General features: G+C 57.0%; 24 protein-coding genes. 14 read left to right on the forward strand and 10 right to left on the reverse strand.

The window, feature by feature from the left end:
• Positions 1 to 239 precede the first annotated feature (239 nt).
• Entirely contained in the window at positions 240 to 2,960 is a 2,721-nt protein-coding gene (locus H4N61_RS18140) for a DNA translocase FtsK (RefSeq protein WP_169194303.1), read from the forward strand.
• Here H4N61_RS18140 and H4N61_RS18145 read toward each other — a convergent pair.
• A complete protein-coding gene (locus H4N61_RS18145; protein WP_169194302.1) occupies positions 2,954 to 3,265 on the reverse strand; it encodes a hypothetical protein in 312 nt (103 codons plus the stop codon). The genes H4N61_RS18140 and H4N61_RS18145 overlap by 7 nt on opposite strands.
• 104 nt (positions 3,266 to 3,369) lie before the next feature.
• On the opposite strand from H4N61_RS18145, the gene H4N61_RS18150 reads away from it, so the two are divergent.
• A complete protein-coding gene (locus tag H4N61_RS18150) occupies positions 3,370 to 3,999 on the forward strand; it encodes an outer membrane lipoprotein carrier protein LolA (protein WP_169194301.1) in 630 nt (209 codons plus the stop codon).
• Between the two features lie 47 nt (positions 4,000 to 4,046).
• On the opposite strand, the gene H4N61_RS18155 is transcribed toward H4N61_RS18150, so the two are convergent.
• Entirely contained in the window at positions 4,047 to 4,859 is an 813-nt protein-coding gene (locus tag H4N61_RS18155; RefSeq protein ID WP_169194300.1) for an undecaprenyl-diphosphate phosphatase, read from the reverse strand.
• Positions 4,860 to 4,974: 115 nt separating this feature from the next.
• Here H4N61_RS18155 and H4N61_RS18160 point away from each other — a divergent pair, with 115 nt between their 5' ends.
• The 4 genes from H4N61_RS18160 to H4N61_RS18175 are packed head-to-tail and all read left to right on the forward strand — an operon-like array spanning position 4,975 to position 8,262.
• A complete protein-coding gene (locus H4N61_RS18160; protein WP_169194299.1) occupies positions 4,975 to 5,649 on the forward strand; it encodes a glutathione S-transferase family protein in 675 nt (224 codons plus the stop codon).
• A complete protein-coding gene (gene queG / locus H4N61_RS18165) occupies positions 5,646 to 6,767 on the forward strand; it encodes a tRNA epoxyqueuosine(34) reductase QueG (protein ID WP_182394626.1) in 1,122 nt (373 codons plus the stop codon). The genes H4N61_RS18160 and queG overlap by 4 nt, the downstream gene beginning before the upstream one ends.
• On the forward strand, positions 6,767 to 7,615 hold the full coding sequence (locus tag H4N61_RS18170) for an SDR family oxidoreductase (RefSeq protein ID WP_182394627.1): 849 nt from the start codon (positions 6,767 to 6,769) through the stop codon (positions 7,613 to 7,615). The genes queG and H4N61_RS18170 overlap by 1 nt, the downstream gene beginning before the upstream one ends.
• Entirely contained in the window at positions 7,612 to 8,262 is a 651-nt protein-coding gene (locus tag H4N61_RS18175; protein ID WP_182394628.1) for a GNAT family protein, read from the forward strand. The genes H4N61_RS18170 and H4N61_RS18175 overlap by 4 nt, the downstream gene beginning before the upstream one ends.
• Before the next feature lie 79 nt (positions 8,263 to 8,341).
• Here the strand turns inward: H4N61_RS18175 and fabB are convergent, their stop codons facing one another.
• Entirely contained in the window at positions 8,342 to 9,568 is a 1,227-nt protein-coding gene (gene fabB, locus H4N61_RS18180) for a beta-ketoacyl-ACP synthase I (protein WP_169194295.1), read from the reverse strand.
• Positions 9,569 to 9,646: 78 nt separating this feature from the next.
• On the reverse strand, positions 9,647 to 10,174 hold the full coding sequence (fabA, locus tag H4N61_RS18185; protein WP_169194294.1) for a 3-hydroxyacyl-[acyl-carrier-protein] dehydratase FabA: 528 nt from the start codon (positions 10,172 to 10,174) through the stop codon (positions 9,647 to 9,649).
• 177 nt (positions 10,175 to 10,351) lie between these two features.
• Between fabA and irrA the strand changes: the two genes are divergently transcribed.
• The 5 genes from irrA (at position 10,352) to H4N61_RS18210 (ending at position 13,825) form a co-directional block, all read left to right on the forward strand.
• Entirely contained in the window at positions 10,352 to 10,792 is a 441-nt protein-coding gene (gene irrA, locus H4N61_RS18190) for an iron response transcriptional regulator IrrA (protein ID WP_169194293.1), read from the forward strand.
• Between the two features lie 84 nt (positions 10,793 to 10,876).
• Positions 10,877 to 11,788, forward strand: a complete 912-nt coding sequence (locus H4N61_RS18195; RefSeq protein ID WP_182394629.1) for an arylamine N-acetyltransferase — start codon at positions 10,877 to 10,879, stop codon at positions 11,786 to 11,788.
• Positions 11,789 to 11,790: 2 nt separating this feature from the next.
• The gene (locus H4N61_RS18200) at positions 11,791 to 12,396 is read left to right on the forward strand and encodes a YdeI/OmpD-associated family protein (protein ID WP_182394630.1); all 606 of its coding nucleotides are present in this window, start codon (positions 11,791 to 11,793) and stop codon (positions 12,394 to 12,396) included.
• Positions 12,393 to 12,932, forward strand: a complete 540-nt coding sequence (locus H4N61_RS18205) for a DUF1697 domain-containing protein (RefSeq protein ID WP_169194290.1) — start codon at positions 12,393 to 12,395, stop codon at positions 12,930 to 12,932. The genes H4N61_RS18200 and H4N61_RS18205 overlap by 4 nt, the downstream gene beginning before the upstream one ends.
• Positions 12,929 to 13,825, forward strand: coding sequence for a ribokinase (locus H4N61_RS18210; RefSeq protein ID WP_169194289.1), 897 nt, complete (start codon positions 12,929 to 12,931; stop codon positions 13,823 to 13,825). Before H4N61_RS18205 ends, H4N61_RS18210 begins: the two co-directional genes overlap by 4 nt.
• Before the next feature lie 169 nt (positions 13,826 to 13,994).
• On the opposite strand, the gene infC is transcribed toward H4N61_RS18210, so the two are convergent.
• Positions 13,995 to 14,531: a translation initiation factor IF-3 gene (infC, locus tag H4N61_RS18215; protein ID WP_182396073.1), complete on the reverse strand. Its 537-nt coding sequence runs from the start codon at positions 14,529 to 14,531 to the stop codon at positions 13,995 to 13,997.
• Between the two features lie 153 nt (positions 14,532 to 14,684).
• Between infC and H4N61_RS18220 the strand changes: the two genes are divergently transcribed.
• The gene (locus H4N61_RS18220) at positions 14,685 to 15,455 is read left to right on the forward strand and encodes an alpha/beta hydrolase (protein WP_182394631.1); all 771 of its coding nucleotides are present in this window, start codon (positions 14,685 to 14,687) and stop codon (positions 15,453 to 15,455) included.
• On the opposite strand, the gene H4N61_RS18225 is transcribed toward H4N61_RS18220, so the two are convergent.
• The 5 genes from H4N61_RS18225 to ubiE all read right to left on the reverse strand — a co-directional run bounded on the left by H4N61_RS18225 (position 15,452) and on the right by ubiE (position 19,663).
• Entirely contained in the window at positions 15,452 to 16,189 is a 738-nt protein-coding gene (locus tag H4N61_RS18225; protein WP_169194286.1) for a HesA/MoeB/ThiF family protein, read from the reverse strand. The two genes, H4N61_RS18220 and H4N61_RS18225, sit on opposite strands and share 4 nt — an antisense overlap.
• Positions 16,190 to 16,651, reverse strand: a complete 462-nt coding sequence (gene dut, locus H4N61_RS18230) for a dUTP diphosphatase (RefSeq protein WP_169194285.1) — start codon at positions 16,649 to 16,651, stop codon at positions 16,190 to 16,192. It lies immediately after the preceding gene.
• Positions 16,648 to 17,274: a hypothetical protein gene (locus H4N61_RS18235; RefSeq protein WP_169194284.1), complete on the reverse strand. Its 627-nt coding sequence runs from the start codon at positions 17,272 to 17,274 to the stop codon at positions 16,648 to 16,650. The genes dut and H4N61_RS18235 overlap by 4 nt, the downstream gene beginning before the upstream one ends.
• Positions 17,275 to 17,357: 83 nt before the next feature.
• Complete coding sequence (gene ubiB / locus H4N61_RS18240) at positions 17,358 to 18,896, reverse strand: 2-polyprenylphenol 6-hydroxylase (protein WP_169194283.1); 1,539 nt, start codon at positions 18,894 to 18,896, stop codon at positions 17,358 to 17,360.
• Positions 18,897 to 18,898: 2 nt separating this feature from the next.
• Entirely contained in the window at positions 18,899 to 19,663 is a 765-nt protein-coding gene (gene ubiE, locus H4N61_RS18245) for a bifunctional demethylmenaquinone methyltransferase/2-methoxy-6-polyprenyl-1,4-benzoquinol methylase UbiE (RefSeq protein ID WP_169194282.1), read from the reverse strand.
• A gap of 96 nt (positions 19,664 to 19,759) precedes the next feature.
• On the opposite strand from ubiE, the gene mutM reads away from it, so the two are divergent.
• Both mutM and rpsT read left to right on the forward strand, forming a co-directional pair.
• Positions 19,760 to 20,647 carry a bifunctional DNA-formamidopyrimidine glycosylase/DNA-(apurinic or apyrimidinic site) lyase gene (gene mutM / locus H4N61_RS18250; RefSeq protein WP_182394632.1) on the forward strand — a complete coding sequence of 296 codons (888 nt, stop codon included), beginning with the start codon at positions 19,760 to 19,762 and terminating at the stop codon, positions 20,645 to 20,647.
• Positions 20,648 to 20,824: 177 nt separating this feature from the next.
• Entirely contained in the window at positions 20,825 to 21,091 is a 267-nt protein-coding gene (rpsT, locus tag H4N61_RS18255; protein ID WP_169194280.1) for a 30S ribosomal protein S20, read from the forward strand.
• Positions 21,092 to 21,536 lie beyond the last annotated feature (445 nt).

A 21,536-nucleotide genomic window follows, 5' to 3' on the forward strand; every position in this document is an offset into this window, starting at 1 on the left:
GAAGCTTCCCACTCGCAATGGTCGAGCTGCACACCACTAACAAGTCCCTCGCTCTAGCCGAAATGCGTAGCACTTGTCGCGGCCAAATTGATTCTCGTCTTTATCGCCGCCAAGCCCCGCTAAACGCTTCAGGTCCTATCATTTTAGATGGTTAGCACCCGATTAACCCCACATGGTTAGCATAGGGCGCAAACGGCCCAGTCCGATGGTTTGAGGGCCGGCAACGAGTACGCGTATCCATGCCCAGCCATCCTCTTCCCTATGTCGAAGACACCAGACCCGTACCGCCACGCGGCAAAAGCGCAGGCAAGGTGCCAACGCCGCCGCCCGCGATAGCCATTCGCATCCCGCTTCGGGTTGCGGGCGCGATCCTGCTGGTTCTGTCAGCCATCATTCTGGCGTCGATGGCCTCATGGTCGGTCGATGATCCAAGCTTTTCGCTGGCGACGGCGAAATCGGCTGAGAATTGGTTGGGCTATCCCGGTGCGGTGATTGCTGACCTCGTGTTCCAGTTTCTGGGGCTGGGCGGCATTGTCATGGTTGTGCCGCTTGCTCTGTGGGGCTGGGCTATGGCGCGACGTCACTCGCTAACGCGAACCGGCTTGCGGGTGCTGTGCTGGTTGGGCGCAACTGTTTTGTCGACTGGCGTTTTCTCATTCGTGGCGATGCCACAAAGCTGGCCGCTGCCGACAGGCTTGGGTGGTCTCAGCGGCATGATGTTCAGCAATCTGGCGAGCACCATCGTGGGCGACGAGCCGCAGGCTATCACCTCGACTTTGTTCGCGATTATTTTGGCTGCACCAGCATTTGCACTCCTTTGGGTAGCCATGGGCCTCGGCACGACCGTCCCCGTTAAGCCCCAAAAGGGCAAAGCTGGTAGCAAATCGGCTCGCGACGAGGACTACGACGAGCCAGAAAACAGCCCGTTCCTTGATGTTGCTATGGGTGCAGTGGTCCATGCCGGCTATTCGATCCGCACCGCTTTCCGCCGGGCGCGGCAAAGCTATGCCGATCGTCAACGCGCCGACGACCATGATGCGGTTTACGATCACGACGAAGAGCCCTCCATGGAGCCCGCGCGCGCGGCTCAGCCTGCCTCGGCGCGCGAAGTCTTCCGTGAGCCCATGCAGCGCCGTATTCACGCGCCAGTTGATCACGATATCGAGCCTGCCTTCGGTGATGAACCGGCGGTGGCCGCGAGCCCGCGTGTCAATATGGGCCCGTCCTATGACGAGACCGCGATCGATTATCCAGATGATCTGGAAGATGGCGACGCGGGCTATGTACCGGACGCACCCGTTCCAGCGCATACCCAGCGCGGTGATTCTCGTTTCCAGGCCGTCGATCCCGTGGCGCCTCGTGTGACCGCTCCGGCGCCGCGCCCCGCTCAGGGGCAGCGCCAGTTCCGCGAAGCGCAGCCTTCTTTGCTCGATGAGCCACAGGGCTTTGAACTGCCAGCCCTCAGCCTATTGGCAGAACCGAAGCGGAGTGGACCATCTCCGGAGCATGATCCTATTCGCCTTGAATCGATGGCACGCCAGCTTGAGGCCGTGCTGCAGGACTTTGGCGTTAAGGGCGACATCATCAACGTTCGCCCCGGTCCGGTCGTCACCCTGTTCGAACTCGAACCGGCTCCGGGCATTAAGTCCAGCCGCGTGATTTCACTGGCCGATGACATTGCCCGCTCTATGAGCGCAATCTCTGCCCGTGTTGCCGTCGTTCCTGGCCGCAACGCTATCGGTATCGAACTGCCAAACCAGCAGCGCGAAACTGTGTTCTTCCGCGAAATGTTGGCCTCGTCCGATTTCGAAAAGATGAAAGGCAAGCTGCCGATCTGTCTGGGTAAGACTATTGGCGGCGAACCTGTTATCGCCGATCTCGCGCGCATGCCGCACTTGCTGATTGCCGGAACCACCGGCTCGGGTAAGTCCGTGGGCATCAACACCTTCATTCTCTCGCTGCTCTATCAGATGACGCCTGATCAGTGCCGCATGATCATGATCGACCCTAAGATGCTGGAGTTGTCGATCTATGACGGCATCCCGCATTTGCTGACCCCGGTCGTGACCGACCCGCAGAAGGCCGTCGTGGCTCTCAAATGGGCCGTGCGCGAGATGGAAGATCGCTATCGCAAGATGAGCAAGATTGGTGTGCGTAACATCGACGGTTTCAACCAGCGCGTAAATGAGGCAGCTGCCGAAGGGCGCGTTATCAGCCGTACAGTGCAGACTGGCTTTGATCGCGAAACCGGCGAAGCGATCTTTGAGAGCGAAGAGTTCAATCTTGAGCCCTTGCCCTATATCGTCATCATCGTCGACGAAATGGCCGATCTGATGATGGTTGCTGGTAAGGACATCGAAGGTGCGATCCAGCGTCTGGCACAGATGGCCCGTGCGGCAGGTATTCACATCGTAACCGCCACGCAGCGCCCATCTGTCGACGTCATCACTGGTACCATCAAGGCTAACTTCCCGACCCGTATCTCCTTCATGGTGACGTCAAAGATCGACAGTCGCACCATTCTGGGCGAGCAGGGCGCGGAACAGCTCCTTGGCAACGGTGACATGCTCTACATGGCCTCGGGCGGCCGCACCAAACGTCTACATGGCGCGTTCGTTTCGGATCTGGAAGTCGAATCCGTCGTCAATCACCTCAAGTCGCAGGGCTCGCCTGATTACCTCGAGAACATCACCGAGGAAGAAGAAGAGGGCGGCTATGGCGAAGGCGGTTCGAGCGAGGAAGGTTACGCCGGTTCTGGCGACGAGCTTTACGACAAGGCCGTACACATCGTCCTTACGGACAAGAAAGCTTCCACCTCCTATGTCCAACGCCGCTTGGCCATTGGCTATAACAAGGCTGCGACCCTGATTGAGCGCATGGAACGCGAAGGCGTGATCAGCCCGGCGAACCATGCAGGCAAGCGTGAAATTCTCGTCGGCAACAATGCTGACGGCTATTGAGCTGTCGCGCAGATGATCTCTTCGGGCTGCGCCTCAAACTGGCGCGGCCCGACCATCATGGTTCCCCCGTTTGACGCGACGTCCTTAATCCGTACGGCGAGAGTGCAGTCGCCTGAGGTGACGACATAGAGGTCGGGTTCAGTCAGCTCTATTGTGTCAATGATGTGCTGCACGCCCAAAACCTCGGTCGCTACGTTGAGCACGGCCACAAACTCGGCCTGTCGTTGATACTGCGGAGGAAGTGCTGCGTGAGCGGGGATTGTGGCAACGGCTGCTATAAAAATTGCCGAAATGATTGTTTTCATGACTTTAACTCCCCACATGCAAGCAGCATCGGAACCTTCCTGCTGTTGCCGTAATTGCTGACTAGGCTAGGTTTAGTCAAACGCCTCGAGAGGACAAGCTGCCAATGATTCGACGCCATGCTTTGATGCTCGGTTTTGCTGCCGCCCTAGTGTCAGCGTTTCCCGCTTATGCACAGCGCACGTTGACGCCAGAAGAGCAGCAATTGGTCAGTGAGATCAATGCGCACAACGGCGCCATCCGCACCATGGTCGGACGGTTCTTGCAGATCGATACCAATGGTGGCCGTAGCGAGGGGACCTTCTTCCTTGAGCGCCCCAACAAGATTGCGTTCCGCTATGCTCCGCCCTCGCGTGAGGAAATTGTCTCGCGCGGCAGTGGCTTTTACGTCGTCGATCGTCGGGAAGAGACGTATTACGCCTATCCGCAGGATTCGATCCCGCTGCGCCAGTTTTTGGGCACAGACATCAACATCCTGTCGGGCAATGTTGTCGATCTCACCACTACTGATGGGTACCTCAGTGTGACCCTGCAAGATCAGACCATCGCCGGGACGGTGCAGGTCTCGCTCGTCTTCGACACACAAACCAAAGATTTGGCACAGTGGACACTGGTGGAACCCAATGGCAGCCAGCTAACCTTCTCGCTGTACGATGTGCAGCAGGGCGTAGAAATCCCAGGCCACTTCTTCACCTTCCCGTCGACCTTCAAGGGACGGGACCCGGCCAAGAACTAGGCCTACTTCAGAAATGAAAATCCCCGCTGCAGCGGGGATTTTTGTTTTCAGAGGCCAAAGCCGAGAATAGCGATGAGGCCTATTGTGCCAATCGCAATACGCCACCAGGCAAATGGCGCAAATCCGTGCTTGGAAACAAAGTCCAAGAGATACCGAACCACAATCGCACCCACGACAAACGCGGCGGCAAAGCCAATAGCGATATTGATGCCAAGGCTCGCGTCCAGCATGTCGCGGCTTTTGTAAAGGTCGTAGCCAAAAGCCCCAACCATGATCGGCAGCGCGATAAAGAAGGTGAACTCTGCGGCAGCGCGTTTGGTCGCGCCAAACAGCATTCCGCCCACGACAGTTGCCCCAGAACGCGAAACACCGGGGATAAGTGCAACCATCTGAAACAGGCCCATGATGAAGGCGAGTTTCCAAGGGAAGGCATAAATTACGTCATGCTCTTCGCGCTTTGGCATGCGGTCAACGATAAGCAAAATGATGCCACCGACGAGCAAGGAGACGCATATCACTATCGGCGTTTCGTAGATAACGGTCTGGATGAAATCGCGTAGCAAAACACCCGCCAAAGCCGCGGGAATGCTGGCTAAAATCACAGCTACAGCAAAGTGCCAAGCGTAGGCTTTGCCCTTCAAAGCGTCTGCGATGAGCAATGCGAGTTTGGCGAAATAAATGGTGACGACAGCGAGAATTGCACCGAGCTGAATGAGCACGATGAAGGTCGCTGGCTGGCTCCAGCCGAAGAAGTGTCCGGCCAAAAGCAGGTGCCCGGTCGAGCTGACGGGAAGGAATTCGGTCAGGCCTTCGAGAATTCCCAGTGCCAGCGGCACAAAAAGACCTTGATCCCCGTTCATTTCATCCCCTAACTCGTCCAAGAAGGCTTCAGTATGCCAAACCTCTTAGCCTTGTTCGCGAAACGCGCCAAGGCAGAGCGGCAGGCAGGTTGGCCCCCAACAGTAGAGCGTCCTTATGCCCAGCCTCGTGCACTACCCTCTTGATCCCTCATCCCGCCTGATCCGGCTGATGTGCGCGGAATACGGTGTGCCTCTGGACCTTGAGGAAATGCGCCCTTGGTTGCGTGAAGCAGAGCTACTGGCGGTTAATCCGGCCGCGACGCTCCCCATTTTGCTCGAAGGGGAAACCCCCATCGTCGGCATTTGGGCAGTGATGCATGCGGTGGAGGATTTTTATACGCCGGACACTGTTGGCGGATTGGTACCGCCCGACCCTCTTGCGCGCGCAGAGATGTGGCGCTTGGTTGAGTGGACACTGGTCAAACTCAATGAAGAAGTGACGCGCTATCTCTTCGAGGAAAAAATCTCCAAGCGCGACATACGCGGCGCAACGCCTGACCCTTCGGTGCTGCGGGCCGCTAAGGCGAACCTGAATGAGCACATGCTCTATTTCAACTGGCTTTTAGCCAGCCGCAATTGGCTCGCGGGTCCCGATATGACACTCGCCGATTTTGCGCTGGCAGCCCATCTGTCGACTCTTGACTATATGGGGGACGTTGATTGGTCCAAGTCAGCGGAGACCAAGGATTGGTATTCGCGGATCAAGTCGCGTCCGGCGTTCCGCACCCTTCTCAATGATCGCGTCGTCGCCATGCCGCCATCGCGCGGCTATTCGGATCTGGATTTTTGAGTGACCTCAATGCCCTCGTTAAAGAACTCAAACATCGTGCCTCGTCCCTAGGGTTCGATGCTTTTGGCATTACGCCCGCCGATGCGCGGCCTGATCTTCCAGAAAAACTGCGCCATGCGATAGAGCAGGGCTATCACGCCGAAATGGAGTGGATGGCCGAAACTGAGGATCGCCGTGGTCATCCCAATCAGCTTTGGCCAGAGGCGCGCTCGGTCATTCTCGTTGGCATGAACTATGGCCCGGCGACCAATCCGATGGATTTGCTGGCAGAAAAAGACATCGGCATTCTGTCGGCCTATGCGCGAAATCGCGATTATCACGAAATCATCAAGGGCAAGCTGAAAGAGCTTGCTGGCATTTTGGCCCGGCGGTCGGGGGCGGACGTAAAGGTTTTTGTCGACACCGCTCCGCTAATGGAAAAGCCGCTGGCCGAAGCGGCAGGCCTAGGTTGGCAGGGTAAACATACCGTGCTCGTCAGTCGCGATATGGGCTCTTGGTCGTTCTTGGGCGCCATTCTCACCACGGCCGAACTGCCAGCTGATAAGCCCCACAAGGAAAGCTGCGGCTCCTGCACACGCTGCCTCGATACCTGCCCAACCAACGCCTTTCCGACACCCTTCCAGTTGGATGCGCGCAAATGCCTGGCCTATTATTCGGTCGAGCATAAGGGACAAATTCCGCGCGAGCTGCGTACGCCCATGGGCAACCGCATCTATGGCTGCGACGATTGCCTTGCTGTCTGCCCATGGAACAAATTTGCCAAGATCGCCCACGAAGCCAAGCTGATTGGTCGACCCGAACTGGAACGGCCGGCTCTGGCCGACCTCGTCCAACTCGATGACGAGGGTTTCAGGGAGATGTTTTCCGGCTCGCCGATCAAACGTATCGGTCACGCCCGTTTCTTGCGCAACGTTCTCATCGGTATCGGCAATTCGCAAAACACCGCCTATTTGCCAGCTATCCGCCAGCGCCTGAACGATCCGTCCCCGCTCATTCGCGGAGCGGCCATCTGGGCCCTCCGAAAGCTCGCTTGGGAGGAAGCCGAAACGCTCAAGGCCACTCGGCGCATGCCGGACGAGGACGCTGAAGTGGAGCGGGAATGGGAAGGGCAGGTGTGATGCAGGTCTTGTTTTTTGGTTTTGGCTATTCCTCAAAAGCCAGTGCCGAGGCACTCAAAGCTATCGACCCAAGCGCCGTGCTCTTGGGCACCTCGCGGTCGCCGGGCTCGCCCCAGTCGGTTTTTTTTGATGGGACCAGTCCCAGCCAAGCTCTGAGTGAGTTTCTCGCCAATTCTGCCACCCACGTCGTTGGCTCCATCGGCCCGGATGCTGATGGCGACCCAGTACTGCGCCACCATCGCGACGACATTTTGAACGCGCCCGATGTCAAATGGCTGGGCTATTTCTCTACCGTCGGGGTTTATGGCGATCGCAATGGCGCTTGGGTCGACGAAACAGCCCCGCTAGATCCCGAAAACCTCCGGTCGCAATGGCGAGTTGCGGCGGAGGCTGAATGGCAGTCCTTAGCCGCTGAAAAAAATGTTCCGCTTTTCATCCTGCGCCTTGCCGGGATTTACGGCCCCGGCCGTTCGGCCTTTGACAAGCTGCGCGACGGCACCGCCAAACGCATCATCAAGCCGGGCCAAGTGTTCAATCGCATCCATGTCGCCGACATTGGCCGCGTGACCGCCTTGGCCGCAGAGCGCGGGCTGGGTGGCGTGTTCAATCTTGCCGATGACGAACCGGGGCCACCACAGGATGTCATCAGCCACGCTGCCGCCATGCTCGATGTCCCTGCACCTCAAGAAGTCCCGTTTGAACTTGCGAACATGTCGCCCATGGCGCGCAGTTTTTACGCTGACAACAAACGCGTCGCCAACAGCGCCATCAAGCAGGCCTTGCAAATTGAATTGCTCTATCCAAACTTTCGCGCTGGCTTGGAAAGCATTTTAGAGAATGAGCGATGAGCCCAACACCGGCTAAATCTATTGAGCGCGTTGTGCTTGAGGGGCGTTACATTCGCCTAGAACCGGTCGAACAGCGCCACGCTTCGGAGCTTTTTGCGGTCTCGTACACGCCAGATGCTTCGGCGCGCTATCAATGGTTGCCCAGCAATCCACCCGAAACGGAAGATGCGGTCGCGCAATGGATCAAACACGCCAATGCGGGTGATGACATCTATTATGCGGTTATCGACAAAAGCACGGGCAAGGCAGTTGGTCGTCAAGGCTGGATGCGCACACGCCCTGAGCATGGTTCGGTGGAAATCGGTGGGATCTACTGGGGACTTCCCATGGCCCGCTCACGGCTTTCGACCGAAGCGCTTTTTCTCTTCGCTCAGCACGCCTTTGATGACCTCGGTTATCGGCGTTTTGAGTGGAAATGTAACAATCGCAATGAACCTTCTAAGGCGGCCGCTCAGCGCTTTGGCTTTCTGTATGAAGGCCTGTTCCGTAATGACATGATCGTTAAAGGCGAGAGCCGGGATACGGCTTGGTTCTCAATTATTGATAGCGAATGGCCAGTGATCCGCGCTGAGTTTGAGCGCTGGTTGGACCCGGGCAATTTTGACGATTTGGGTCAGCAGAAGTCCAAGCTGGTGACCAGGCGCTAGTGGCGAGCGGCAAGGCAAAGGCCAAAAAAGTAAACCCGGGTTTTGGCCCGGGTTTTGTATTTCGTAGATATTGGATCGCTTAAGCGTCTGGGTGCTTAAAGACCAGAGCGGCATTTGTGCCGCCGAAGCCGAACGAGTTCGATAGCACATAGCCCAGATCGACATTGTCGCGACGCTGACGCAGAATTGGCATGTCGGCCATAGCTGGGTCGAGGTCAACGATATTGGCGCTTTCGGCAATGAAGCGGTGCTTCATCATCAGGATCGAATAGATCGATTCATGCACGCCTGTCGCGCCTTGGCTGTGGCCGGTAAGCGACTTCGTGGCAGAGATCGGCGGGCAGCTGTCTTCGTTGCCGAAAACATTGCGCAGCGCTTCAATTTCCTTGAGATCGCCCACTGGCGTCGAGGTGGCGTGTGGGTTGATGTAATCAATCGGTGCTTTGACATTGGCGAGAGCCAAACGCATGCAGCGTTCCGCGCCTTCACCCGATGGGGCAACCATGTCCAGACCATCAGAGGTCGCGCCGTAACCCACCAACTCGGCCCAAATCTTGGCACCGCGAGCCTTGGCGTGTTCGTACTCTTCGAGCACGAGAACGCCTGCGCCACCAGCGATAACAAAGCCATCGCGGTTCGCGTCATAGCAACGCGAGGCGACCGATGGGGTCTCGTTATACTTCGAGCTCATCGCGCCCATGGCGTCGAAGAGGTTCGACAGCGACCAGTCGAGATCTTCGTGTCCACCAGCGAACATGATGTTCTGCTTGCCAAGCATGATCTGCTCAGCGGCGTTGCCAATGCAGTGCTTGGACGTCGCGCAGGCTGCGGTGATCGTATAGTTGATGCCCTTGATGGCAAAGGCCGTCGCCATGGTTGCCGACGCAGTCGAGCCCATTGCCTTTGGCACCGCCAGAGGCCCAATTCGCTTGGGACTAGTGTTTTTGCGGGTGATGTCTGCCGCGTCAACGATTGTGCGCGTCGATGCGCCGCCCGAACCCATGACAATACCGGTCATCGGGTTCGACACGTCGCTTTCAGACAGGCCAGCGTCAGCAATTGCCTGCTGCATGGCCATATAATTCCACGCAGCACCCTTGCCCATAAAGCGGGTGACGCGGCGATCCAGAATTTCGAACGGATCAATGCGTGGATCGCCCTTTACCTGGCTACGGAAGCCCAGTTCGGCATAATCCTCGGCAAAAACAATGCCTGACTTTGCTGTGCGCAGGCTTTCAGTGACCTCATCGAGGCTGTTGCCGATCGGGGAGATGACTCCCATTCCGGTTACAACAACACGTCTCATTTGGTCCTCATCAGGTCGTATACAAAGTTCGCCATGGGGCGGGCGAATCCTTTTCCCGGTGCTAATCCAGAAATGGGCTTAGCGTTTTTGTTCAAGCAGTTGCGAGTCGGTGAACAGGCCAACGCGCAAATCCTTAGCTTCATAAATGAGCTTGCCATCGGCCTTCACCCAACCGTCAGCAATGCCGAGGGTGAGCTTGGACTTCAGAACCCGCTTCAGATCGATACCATACTCTACCAGCTTGACGTCATCGGTCACCTGACCGGTGAACTTGATCTCGCCGCCAAGAGCACGGCCTTTACCTGGCTGACCGAGCCAACTCAGGAAGAAGCCAGTCATCTGCCAAATTGCGTCAAGGCCAAGGCAGCCCGGCATAACCGGATCACCAATGAAGTGGCACTTGAAGAACCAGAGGTCTGGATTCACATCGAGCTCAGCGCGCACCATGCCCTTGCCATAGGCGCCGCCATCCTCGGAAATTTCGGTGATGCGATTAAACATCAGCATTGGCGGCGCAGGTAGGCGCGCATCGCCCTGACCGGGCAGTTCACCGCGGCCATGGGCCAGCAATTCTTCATAATTAAATGCGTGTTGCCGGTCGGCCATCAGCACGTCCCCACTAAAATTCAAGCCTTGTCTCGTATAGGGGCTCCCCCGGAGGGTCAAGCCAGCCGGTAGGCTTACTCAGTAACCTTATACGGGCCAGAGCTTGTCTCCGCAGCCGTCCGGCACTATAAAGAAGGCAGGATTTCCGGATGCAAGAAGACGACTAGTTCTCGCCACATGCACGATAGCAGCCTAGCCGCTCGGCCTCAATCGCACAGACCATGTTTGACAGCAGTTCTGCGAATGGCAGGATTGCGCCCTACGCGACAGCGTGTAGCGCTGGCTGAACTCCTGTTTAATGGACCACACCGGCACGTTAGCGCCGAGCAACTGCATGACGAGGCGGCCACTGCCAGCGTCGATGTATCGCTCGCGACAATCTACAACACGCTGCATCAGTTTCATGAAGCAGGCTTGCTGCGTGAAGTCGCGATTGATGCCTCCCGCTCCTATTTCGATACCGACACCTCAGATCACCACCATTTTTACGTGGAAGACGAGCAACGGATGATCGATATCCCCGCTGATTCGGTGATCTTCAAGTCGCTACCTGCGGCGCCTGAAGGCATGGAAGTGGCGCACGTTGATGTCGTCATCCGCGTCCGCAAAGCGATCTAACGAGCAGCACAGAGCAATGCTGTGATGAACCATTACAACCCCGTGGCGTTGCCAAGGGGTTCTTTTTTGCCCTTCTGAGCAACTGTGACTTTTGCCAAGAGGGTGGTAAAAGAGACGCGATATAAACAGCGGCAAGGATGGCTTATGGCTGACAAGGTCAATCTCAAAGCCTATTTCGACCGAATCGGATTTGCTGGATCGATCGCCCCCACTCTGGCGACACTTGAGGCGCTTCATGCGCTCCATCCAGCGGTCATTCCCTTTGAGAACCTCAGTCCATTGCTCGGTGTGCCTGTCGCGCTAGACCAGCTAAGCCTCGAGAAAAAGCTGCTGATTGATCGGCGCGGTGGGTATTGCTTCGAGCACAATACGCTTTTGCAGCGTGTTTTAACCGATCTCGACTACACGGTCCGGCCGTTGCTGGCGCGCGTGGTCTGGACGGATGAAACTGGAAGGGATCGGCCTCCGACCCATATGCTGCTGCTGGTTGAAATTTCTGGCCAAAGTTACATTGCCGATGTGGGCTTTGGTGGGTTGTCGTTGTCTGCGCCTTTGCGGTTACGAGCCGATGTCGACCAGCAGACCCCTCATGAAGTGTTCAAGCTGATCCAATCGGATGGACAGTGGACGCTGCTTGTTAAAATCAATGATGACTATAAGCCGGTTTATGTCTTCACCACCGAAACGGTGAACGAGGAGACCATCGCGGCGATCAACCATGAGATCGCGCTTGGGGACGGCAGCCCATTTACAACAGAGCTGCGTGTCGCCCTCGCTCCGCCTGGGAAACGCCTGAAACTGCACAATACAAGCTATGCCGAGCAGGTTGTGGGCGAGGCGCCAGTAAAAACCGAACTCACCGCCTGGCAGGATATCAAGCAGGTCCTGACTGCCGATTTTGGTTTAGTTCTGCCCGAGCCCGATCTCATTGACCCCATTCTGGCGCGGTTTGCACCACCAAGACCGGTAGTCGAACCAGTGACAAGCGAAGCCTAACGATGGCGCCGGTCGTTGTTGCTCAAGAGGCACTGCGAGAGTTTGTGAGCTTTCAGGAGTTCTACGACTGGCTGGCGAACCACCACGATCATGACGCAGAAATATGGATACGGATTTTCAAAAAATCCTCAGGTCGCGCCACAATTAGTCCAGTAGAGGCGATAGACGCGGTTCTCTGCTGGGGATGGATTGATGCGATTAAGAAGAGCTGGGACGACGTCTCCTTCGCGCAGCGTTATTGTCCGCGCCGAAAGAAATCCGTGTGGAGCCAGGTCAATCGAGACAATGTCGCTCGGTTAAGTGCGGCGGGGCTGATGACACCATATGGACTCGCTCACGTGGAGACCGCCAAAGCGGACGGTCGCTGGGACGCGGCTTATGCTACGACACAAGAGGCTCCCGACGACCTCCTTGCTGCAATTGCCGCCAATCCATCGTCACAACGACAATATGATATTCTCACCGCCCAAAACCGCTTCGCTCTGATCTATCGCACAAATGGGGCTAAGACGGCCGCGACGCGCCAGAAGCGGATAGCGCAATTTGTCGAGATGCTGGCGCGCGGCGAAACGATCTATCCGCAAAAAGCGCGATGGGCTGAGACATGAGTGTCTGGGTGGGATTGCTGCAGGGCGTCAATGTCGGCAAGCGCCAGATGAAAATGGTGGAGCTGAAGGCGGCGCTTGAGAAGGCCGGATTTGAAGAGGTGCGAACCATATTGGCGAGCGGCAATTTCTGCGCTCGATACGACGGGAGCGAGGATGAAGTGAAAGCGAGAGCAGAGGCAGCGCTGGCTGCTGCTTTCGAGTTTCCGGTTCTCGTTGTTGTTCGCACCGGTCACGAGCTTGAGGCCTTGCGCGCGAGCGAGCCGTTCGCATCGCTTGACCCCAATGCAGACCTTACCCGGCATGTTGTTTTCTTCGACGCGCCGCTGCCGTCTGAGGTGAGCGTCGAAAGCAGGCCGCGCGATACCGAAATCTTGCGCATTACCGAGCGTGAGATCATCATTGCGGCTTATCGCCAGCCCAATGGGCGCTATACAGAGAATGTTGAAGCGGTTCTCAAGCCGCTCTACCGGGCCTTGGGAGACACTAGGCTCAGCACCATGCGCAACTGGAACACAATAGAAAAGCTGCTCACGTGATTACTGTTTTTGGTTCTACCAATCTCGACCAAGTCGGCACTGTGACCCGTCTGCCCAAGCCCGGTGAAACTGTGGCCGGTGGCACCTTCTCCATGGCCCCAGGGGGAAAAGGCGCGAACCAAGCTTTGGCCGCTCGTCGCGCTGGTGCGGATGTTCTGCATGTCTCGGCAGTCGGCGACGACGCCTTTGCAGGCATGGCGCTTGAGTTATTGGAAAAGGGCGGCGTTGACCTGTCGCAGCTGCGTAAGGCGCAAGCGGCGACCGGCATTGCTATGATCTTTGTCGACGCGGATGGCGAGAACGTCATCGCTGTTCTGCCCGGTGCCAACGGCACAGTCAGCGCAGCGGATGCCGACACAGGGCTGGCTAGGCTCTCGGCCAACGACACTCTTCTCGTGCAGCAAGAAGTGCCTCAGGCAGCGACCCGGCGTGCGCTTGAAATTGCCCGCGAAAAAGGTGTGCGCAGCGTGCTCAACACCGCGCCATTCCTCGAAGACACAGTGGAGCTCGCCCCGCTTGCCGATATCGTTGTGGCCAATGAAACTGAGTTTTCTCTGCTCTCGGGTCGTCCGATTGAAGAGTTGGATGCCGCAATGGCCGAATGGGCTGACAAGACTGGCAAGACCATTGTTGTCACCCTGGGGCCTGACGGTGCGCGTGCGAATGGGCCAGAAGGCGTCATTTCGGTTGCAGCTCATAAGGTGACCCCTGTCGATACCGTTGGCGCCGGTGATACCTTCTGTGGCTATCTTGCGGCAGCACTCGACGCAGGTTTTTCGCTCAAGGACGCGATGGCGCGGGCAGCAATTGCCGGCTCGCTTGCCTGCCTCAAGGCTGGTGCCCAGCCTGCCATCCCAACCAAGGCAGATGTCGAAGACATTCTGGGCGCTTAACAGTTGGACCTCAGATGCCTTATTGATCCCCGCGCGAGCGGGGCTTTTTATTTTTAAGGATCACATTTGCGGCATGGTGCAGGTCTGCTCCTTCGCCGCGTAATGGCGCAGCCAATAAAAAAGCGGGCCCGAGGACCCGCTTTTCAAAACTCGTATAAGTCGGTGCGACTTATTTTGGTGCCAACACCATGACCATCTGACGGCCTTCGGCGCGTGGCTGAGATTCAACCTTAGCAACAGCTTCAGTCTGTTCTTTGACCTTGATGAGCAAGGCCATGCCCAGATCTTGGTGTGCCATTTCACGACCACGGAAACGCATCGTGACTTTCACGCGGTCGCCGTCTTCGAGGAAGCGCTGCACAGCCTTCATCTTGGTGTTGTAGTCGTGGTCATCGATGTTCGGACGCATCTGAACTTCTTTGACTTCAATAACCTTCTGCTTCTTGCGCGCTTCCGCTGCCTTCTTTTGGGCGGCGTACTTGTAGCGGCCAAGATCAAGCATCTTGGCGACCGGCGGCTGCGAATTAGCGGCGATCAGAACTAGGTCAAGGCCAGCTTCCTGCGCTTCGGCGAGCGCTTCGCGGGTGCGGACGATGCCACGATTCTGGCCTTCCGCATCAATGAGCTGAACGTCGGGGCTAGTGATGTCCTCGTTTGCAAGCGGCCCATCTTTCTGGGGCGCAACGGGTCTCATTGGACGGCGAATGGCAAGCGTTCCTTGTGCTATTATTAGGAAGGGCTGAAATCGGCCCTAAAATCGTGCTAGCTGCGTCATAAGTCAACAGCCGAAGCAGTTGATTTATGCGCTCAATGGCATGAAATCCATTGCTGCTCTATCACAAAATCGACCAAGTCACGCATGAGTTCCTTAAACAAACGCATTATTACCCTTGGTAACGGCTCTGAAGCCCGAGAAATCGCCTCATTGCAGCGTGACGGACACGGCCCCGGGCTATTTTGGATTAATGGTTTTCGATCCGTTATGACCGGCGACAAGGCAACAGCCTTGGATGCGTTTGGGGCAGAAAAGGGTCTTTCGGTCACGCGGTTTGACCACGCTGGCATTGGCGACTCGCCCGGAGACTTTAACGCGGGAACCATCAGTCGCTGGCTGGAAGAGGCCGAGGCGGCGTTTTCGTCGACGACGGGACCGCAGATTGTTGTCGGCTCGTCCATGGGCGGTTGGTTGGCGCTGCTGCTCGCGCGTAAACACCTCGTCGAAGGAAAACCTCTAAAAGGCCTCGTCTTGATCGCTCCTGCGGTCGATGCCACGGAAGTGTTGATCCCGGCGCGGCTTAACCCAGAAGAGCGCGCGTTGATTCTCACTCAAGGCTATTATGACCATGTCAGCGCCTATGGAGACGGCAGCTATCGCTATACGCGAGAACTGCTCGAAGATGGGCGTAATCATTTGCTCTTGGGCAATGTGATTGAGACGGGGTGTCCGGTGCATATTCTGCAAGGCGGTTTAGACACAGACGTGCCGCGGCAGCATGTCGAAAAACTACTGACCCATATTCTGCATGACCCGGTGACGTTCTCTTTGATCCCCGATGGCGACCATCGCTTATCGCGGCCTCAGGATCTGGCCCTCTTGCGCGCGGCGCTAGAGCCCATGATTGCCTCTTAAAGGGCAATCTCGGTAAACCGCGCGTCCTTGGCGTCATAGAGCATCAGCCGACCGATCAGCGACGTGCCAACACCGCTGACGAGCTTAATGGCCTCCATGGCCATCAGCGTGCCGATGACGCCGGTCACCGGACCCAAAATGCCATTGGCCTCGCAGGAGGGGAGGGTGTCGTCATTTGCTTCATCGGCAAAGAAATCGCTGTGCCTGGGGCCGCCCAGATGAGGTGCAAAGACGGTGAGTTGACCTGAAAAACTCGAGACGGCACCAGAGACGAGCGGCTTTTGCAATATTTCGCAGGCGTCTGCCACGGCGCGGCGTGTGGCGAGGTTGTCCGTGCCATCAAGCACGATGTCATAGGGCGTGAGGAAGCGCTGCGCGGTTTCAGCCGTGAGCATTTCGGCAAAAAGCTCGAGTGCGACATGCTCATTGAGTGACAGGGCAAAGCGGCCAGCGCTTTCCGCCTTATTGATTCCAATACGAGCCGTGTTGTGCACAATCTGCCGCTGCAAATTGCTCAGCGAAACACTGTCGGCGTCGAAAATGCCCAAGCGGCCAATACCTGCGGCCGCGAGATAGGCAATGGCGGGGCTGCCAAGGCCGCCCGCGCCAATAATCGCTATGCTTGCGCCCTTGAGCGCTTGCTGCCCCGCACCACCAAAATCTTTGAGCACAAGATGACGCGCATAGCGCTTGGTCTCGTCAGCAGAAAGATGGGGCGGGGTGTGGGGCGTCATTTAAGCCGTGCCGGTTGATCCAAAGCCACCTGCGCCACGCACGGTCTCGTCGAGATCGGTCACGACCTCAAAGCGAGGCTGCACCACAGGGGCAATCACCATCTGTGCAATGCGTTCGCCGCGCGTGATGGTGAAGGGCACATCGTTGGTATTGAGCAAGATCACCATAACCTCGCCGCGATAATCAGCGTCGATCGTGCCTGGAGAATTGAGGACTGTGAGACCATGCTTGGCCGCGAGACCCGAACGCGGGCGGACTTGCGCTTCATAGCCTGCGGGAATGGCCATGGCAAAACCGCAAGGAATGATGGCGCGCCTGCCGGGCAAAAGCTCGACAGGCTCAGTTTCACCAACCGCAGCTCGCATGTCCGCCCCAGCCGCTAAAGCAGACTGATAGGCCGGGAGGGCAAGGCCCTCGCCATGGGGCAGGAGTTTAAAGCGAACGGTCAGGTCTTGTGTCACGGAGTGCGTACCAGTGCGTAATATTCTTTAGGGAATTCGGTGTCGCCCGCGAGGAGCTTGGCGAATTCGAGTTCGAGGGAAACCGAGGTCTTGTCGTCAGACACGGTCATATTGGTGTCGAGGATCTCTTCGCCAATAATGGTGAAGGTGATGGCATGGCCTTCGAACATAGCAACCATCATCGCCTTGGTGTCCGCATCCATTTCTTCCTCGGCACCCAGCTGCGCGTTGAGTGCGGACATCGGCATAGACACGCGGACGGTGCCGTCGTCCTGAGCGGCGAAGTGAATGCCACCTTCTTCTTCGTTCTGCGCGTTTAGCTCGTCGAGCGTGCCGTGCATCATTTCAACGCAAACAGCGCTGCCATCGGCGTTTTCCGTCAAATCGCCTTCCGCACAGAAGGACTCGCTGAATTCGCCCATGGCGTCGTCGCCGTCGGCTGGCGCTTCGGCCTCGGCGGCCTTGATCATGCCGTAGAAGTCCGCACCCATAGTCGTCGTGGTCATCACATGGGCGGTTTCGCTATCCATGAACGAAACTTCTACGTCGGCGTCCATGCAGCCAGCCAAGCCAGCGCCAAGCAGTAGGACCGCGGCGAATTTGCCAACAATGTTCGAAGTCATGGGTATCCCCCATATTGAAATTAGCGGGCAAATTATTGTGGGCGTGCATTTTGCGCAAGACGATGCGCCGCCAAGCCGATGTGTTAGTTTATGAAGTGGCCAATCAGTACAAGAATAAGAATGAACCCACCCATTTGTAGCCCGAGCGACAACGCTTGCGAGAGACGGTTGTGCGGGCGATTGAGGAACGCGCGGTGCTCTTCCAGCGTCGCTTCAGCTTGCGCGATCAAATTGGGCACACGCCCCGCCGCTTCATAAGCGCGGGTGAAGTGACCATAGAGATCTTCTAAGCGCCCGATCGGGCCTTGTTCACGGCGCAACCAATCGCCAACCACAGGCTCTGCCACGGTCCAGATATCGAGCTCTGGATCAAGTGTACGAGCGACCCCTTCGACCAGCACCATCGACTTTTGCAGCAGCACCAGCTCCGGACGCGTCTGCATTTGGAAGAGGTCGGTGATGGTGAAAAGCTGGCCGAGGACACGCGCCATGGAAATGTTCTCGGCAGTGCGCCCGTGCAGCGGCTCGCCGATGGAGCGAATGGCAAGAGTGAAATCATCCACCGATTGGCTCGGTGGAACATAGCCAATGTCGAAATGGCGCTGCGCTACGAGACGATAGTCGCGGGTGATGAAGCCATAAAGAATATCGGCCAGGAAGCGACGCTCGCGCATCGACAGGCGTCCCATAATGCCGAAGTCGACAGCGATGACATCGCCGCTCTTCGGGTCGGCAAAGAGATTGCCAGGATGCATGTCGGCATGGAAGAAGCCGTCACGAATAGCGTGGCGCAAGAATGACTGCAGCACGTTGGAGGCGAGTTTTTTGCGGTCGATGCCAGCGGCGTCTATCGCCGCGTGATCGCGAATGGGAATGCCGTCCACCCAAGTGGTGGTCAGCACATTCTGCGCGACATGGTCCCATTGTACGTCCGGGATTTGGAAGCCGGCGTCGTCTTTAATGTTCTCGGCCATTTCCGAGATGGCCGCAGCCTCAAGGCGCAGGTCCAGCTCAAGGCGCATAGAATGGTCGAGTGTTTTGACCACTTCTGTCGGGCGTAGACGTCTGCTCTTGGAGGAGAAAGTCTCAGCAAGGCGCGCACCGGCGTAGAGTGCGTCAGTGTCGGCATGAAAACGCTCAGAGACGCCGGGGCGGAGCATTTTGACGGCGACAGTTTTCGGCAGCTCACCGTGTTCGACGAGCTTTGCCCTATGCACCTGCGCAATCGAGGCAGCAGCAATGGGGCCGCTCATTTCGGTCAGTTGGTTGGCTTTGGGGCCCAGCGCCTCAGACAAAATTCCGGGCACCAGCTTTTCGTCAAAAGCGGGCATGCGGTCCTGCAATCCGGAAAGTTCGGCCGCCGCCTGTGCGCCGACAATGTCAGGACGCGTTGCTAGAGTCTGACCAAACTTCACAAAGCTGGGGCCCAGCTTGTGGAGTGCCGCGTTGAGACGCTCGACGCTCCCCGTTTTGCGCACAGAGGGGCGCTCGACGATGCGCCCCATGCGAATCCCCAGCCTCATCATTGGCGGCAACGATTCGCTTGGGAGCACCGATAGGGCGCCTTCGCGCGCCAGAACCCAGCCAGCGTTGAGCAGACGGAAATACGACGTCAAAGCCATGCTTAGAGTTTCCACCCGGAGAAGAGGGTGGCGATATTGCCTGTCATAGAGGTGTGCTTGACGCGTTTGAACGCGGCCTGGGTCATCATCGCTTCAAAAGCGGGCGGGTTCGGGAACTTCCGAATCGATTCGATGAAATACTGGTAGGGCTGTGCGTCGCCCGTGACGAGCTTGCCCATCGGCGGAATGACCGTGTCGGAATAGAATTTGTAGACCGCGTCAAAGCCAGGGACATCCACTTGGCTAAATTCGAGCACCAAGAGGCGTCCGCCACGCTTCAAAACGCGATGGGCTTCGTCGAGTGCCCGCTGGATACGCGGCACATTGCGAATGCCAAAAGCGATTGTATAGGCGTCAAAGCTATCGTTCTCGAAGGGCAGTTCTTCGGCATTGGCCTCAACAAAGCTCACCTGATCAGGATAGCGCCACGTTTTGGCACGCTCGGCGCCGACGCGCAGCATGTCCGAATTAATGTCAGAGACGACGACAGAAGCGTGGCCGAGCGATGAATTGATGATGCGCTCGCCAATGTCGCCTGTGCCGCCCGCCATATCGAGCACACGATAGGGACGCGAGCCAGACTTGGGCGGCGCCAGTTCGGCGACCAGAGCGCTTTTCCAGAGGCGGTGGACGCCGACACTCATCAGATCATTCATCAGATCGTAGCGGTCCGCTACGTCATGGAACACCTTGTTGACGAGGCCCTGCTTTTCTTCCAGCGGGACTGTCTGCTCGCCAAAATGTGTGGTTTCGCGTGGCTCTGTCATGGCTTGGCCTCGATAGTCGGTTTTGCGCGCACCATATATAAAGCCCAACAAAATGCCCATGCCTGTTCGGCAAGAGGGTGAAGGAGTTTAGAGACGATGCCGGAATTGCCAGAGGTAGAGACTGTTCGCAGAGGCTTGGAGCCTTGGCTGACGGGCGCGCGCTTTGAGGCTGTCACGCTCAACCGCCCGAACCTGCGCTTTCCCTTCCCGGTCAGTCTGAAAGAACAGCTCGAAGGGGCGACTGTGCTCAACGTTGGGCGGCGCGCAAAATACCTTCTTATTGCGCTTTCAAACGGCCACACCTTGCTCAGCCATTTGGGCATGACCGGGTCATGGCGCTTTGCCGAACATGGAATCGATAAGCCTCCGCGCTATTACGAACCGGGCACAGAGCCCAAGCATGATCACTTTGTCGCAGAGATATCTCATCCAGAGCATGGATCGAGCCACCTCATTTATGCAGACCCGAGGCGTTTTGGCTTTCTCGATCTCTTTGAGACCGGCGCCGACAATGCCTATCTTTTGGGAATCGGTCCCGAGCCTTTAGGCAATGATTTCAATACTGAAGCATTGGTCAGAGGCTTTTTCGGTAAAAAAGCTCCGGTCAAAGCTGCGCTGCTCGATCAACGAGTCGTGGCGGGCCTGGGTAATATCTATGTGGCGGAAGCCCTTTACCGCGCTCATATCTTGCCAACTGTTGAGGCGAGATCTTTGGTGACACCGAAAGGAAAGCCCAAAAAAGCACTAGAGGATCTCACTATTGCTGTCCGTCAGGTGTTGACGGAAGCGATCCATTCCGGGGGCTCGACCTTGCAGGATTTCCGCAATGCTGAAGGTGGAACTGGCTATTTCCAGCATAATTTTGCCGTCTACGATCGCGAAGGGGAGCCCTGCCGGAGCGCCAATTGTGCGGGTCAAGTTCAACGCATTGTGCAATCAGGGCGCTCGACTTTTTTCTGCCCTTCGTGCCAGAAGAGCCATTAGCGCATTTGGTATGCGGCAGAGCAGCTCTCAGGGTTTGAATCCAGTTGACGCTCCACTGCCAATCCCCTATAGCACCCCGAACTTGGCGGCATCTTGCTGCCGCATTCATTTTTCCCGGTGGGCCGGACGCGAGCAATTCGCGCTGAGTTTGCCGGCTGGACGATCAAGAGGACCGACATGGCCAATACGCCGTCAGCCAAGAAGGCGACCCGCAAGATTGCTGCTCGCACCGCGATCAACAAGTCGCGTCGCAGCCGCGTACGTACCTTCATCCGTAAGGTTGAAGAAGCAATCACCGCTGGTGATCACGCAGTAGCATTTGCCGCTCTCAAGGTTGCGGAACCAGAAATCAATCGCGCTGCGACCAAGGGCATCGTTCATGCCAACTTGGCAGCTCGTAAGGTTTCCCGTCTGAACAGCCGCGTTAAGGCTCTCGCCGTCTAAGACGCGAGGCTCCGCGGCGCCACTCGGCAGACGCGGGACGTCAGAAAATTGGGCTCCTTAGGGAGCCCTTTTTGTTGGTGAGTCCCGGGAACGCTTTTCTGTCATCAATCTGTAATGTGTCGATCTACGGACACGACTGCACGATCCGGAACGGATCGGGCACAGGCTGTTTTATTCCTTTAGGGCAGCGGGTTGATGACGTTAGGGGTTGCGCGGAGAATGCTGCGGCAAAGCGACTTTCAGAGCTAAGCCGAATAAATTTTTCACCTTTATCGTTCAGCTAAGGTTTGGAATCTGCTTTGAGTCACAAGCCCTTGCTGAGAGGGGCTTTTGAGAGGCGGGTGACGTGAAAAAATGAGGTTCGGAGTCAAGCCCCTATTTCAACGATTCACGTGTTGCGGCATGAAAACCGTCACTCTAATGTACCTTGGTCAGCGGGAGAAAA

Source organism: Devosia sp. MC521 (assembly GCF_014127105.1).
GTDB lineage: Bacteria > Pseudomonadota > Alphaproteobacteria > Rhizobiales > Devosiaceae > Devosia.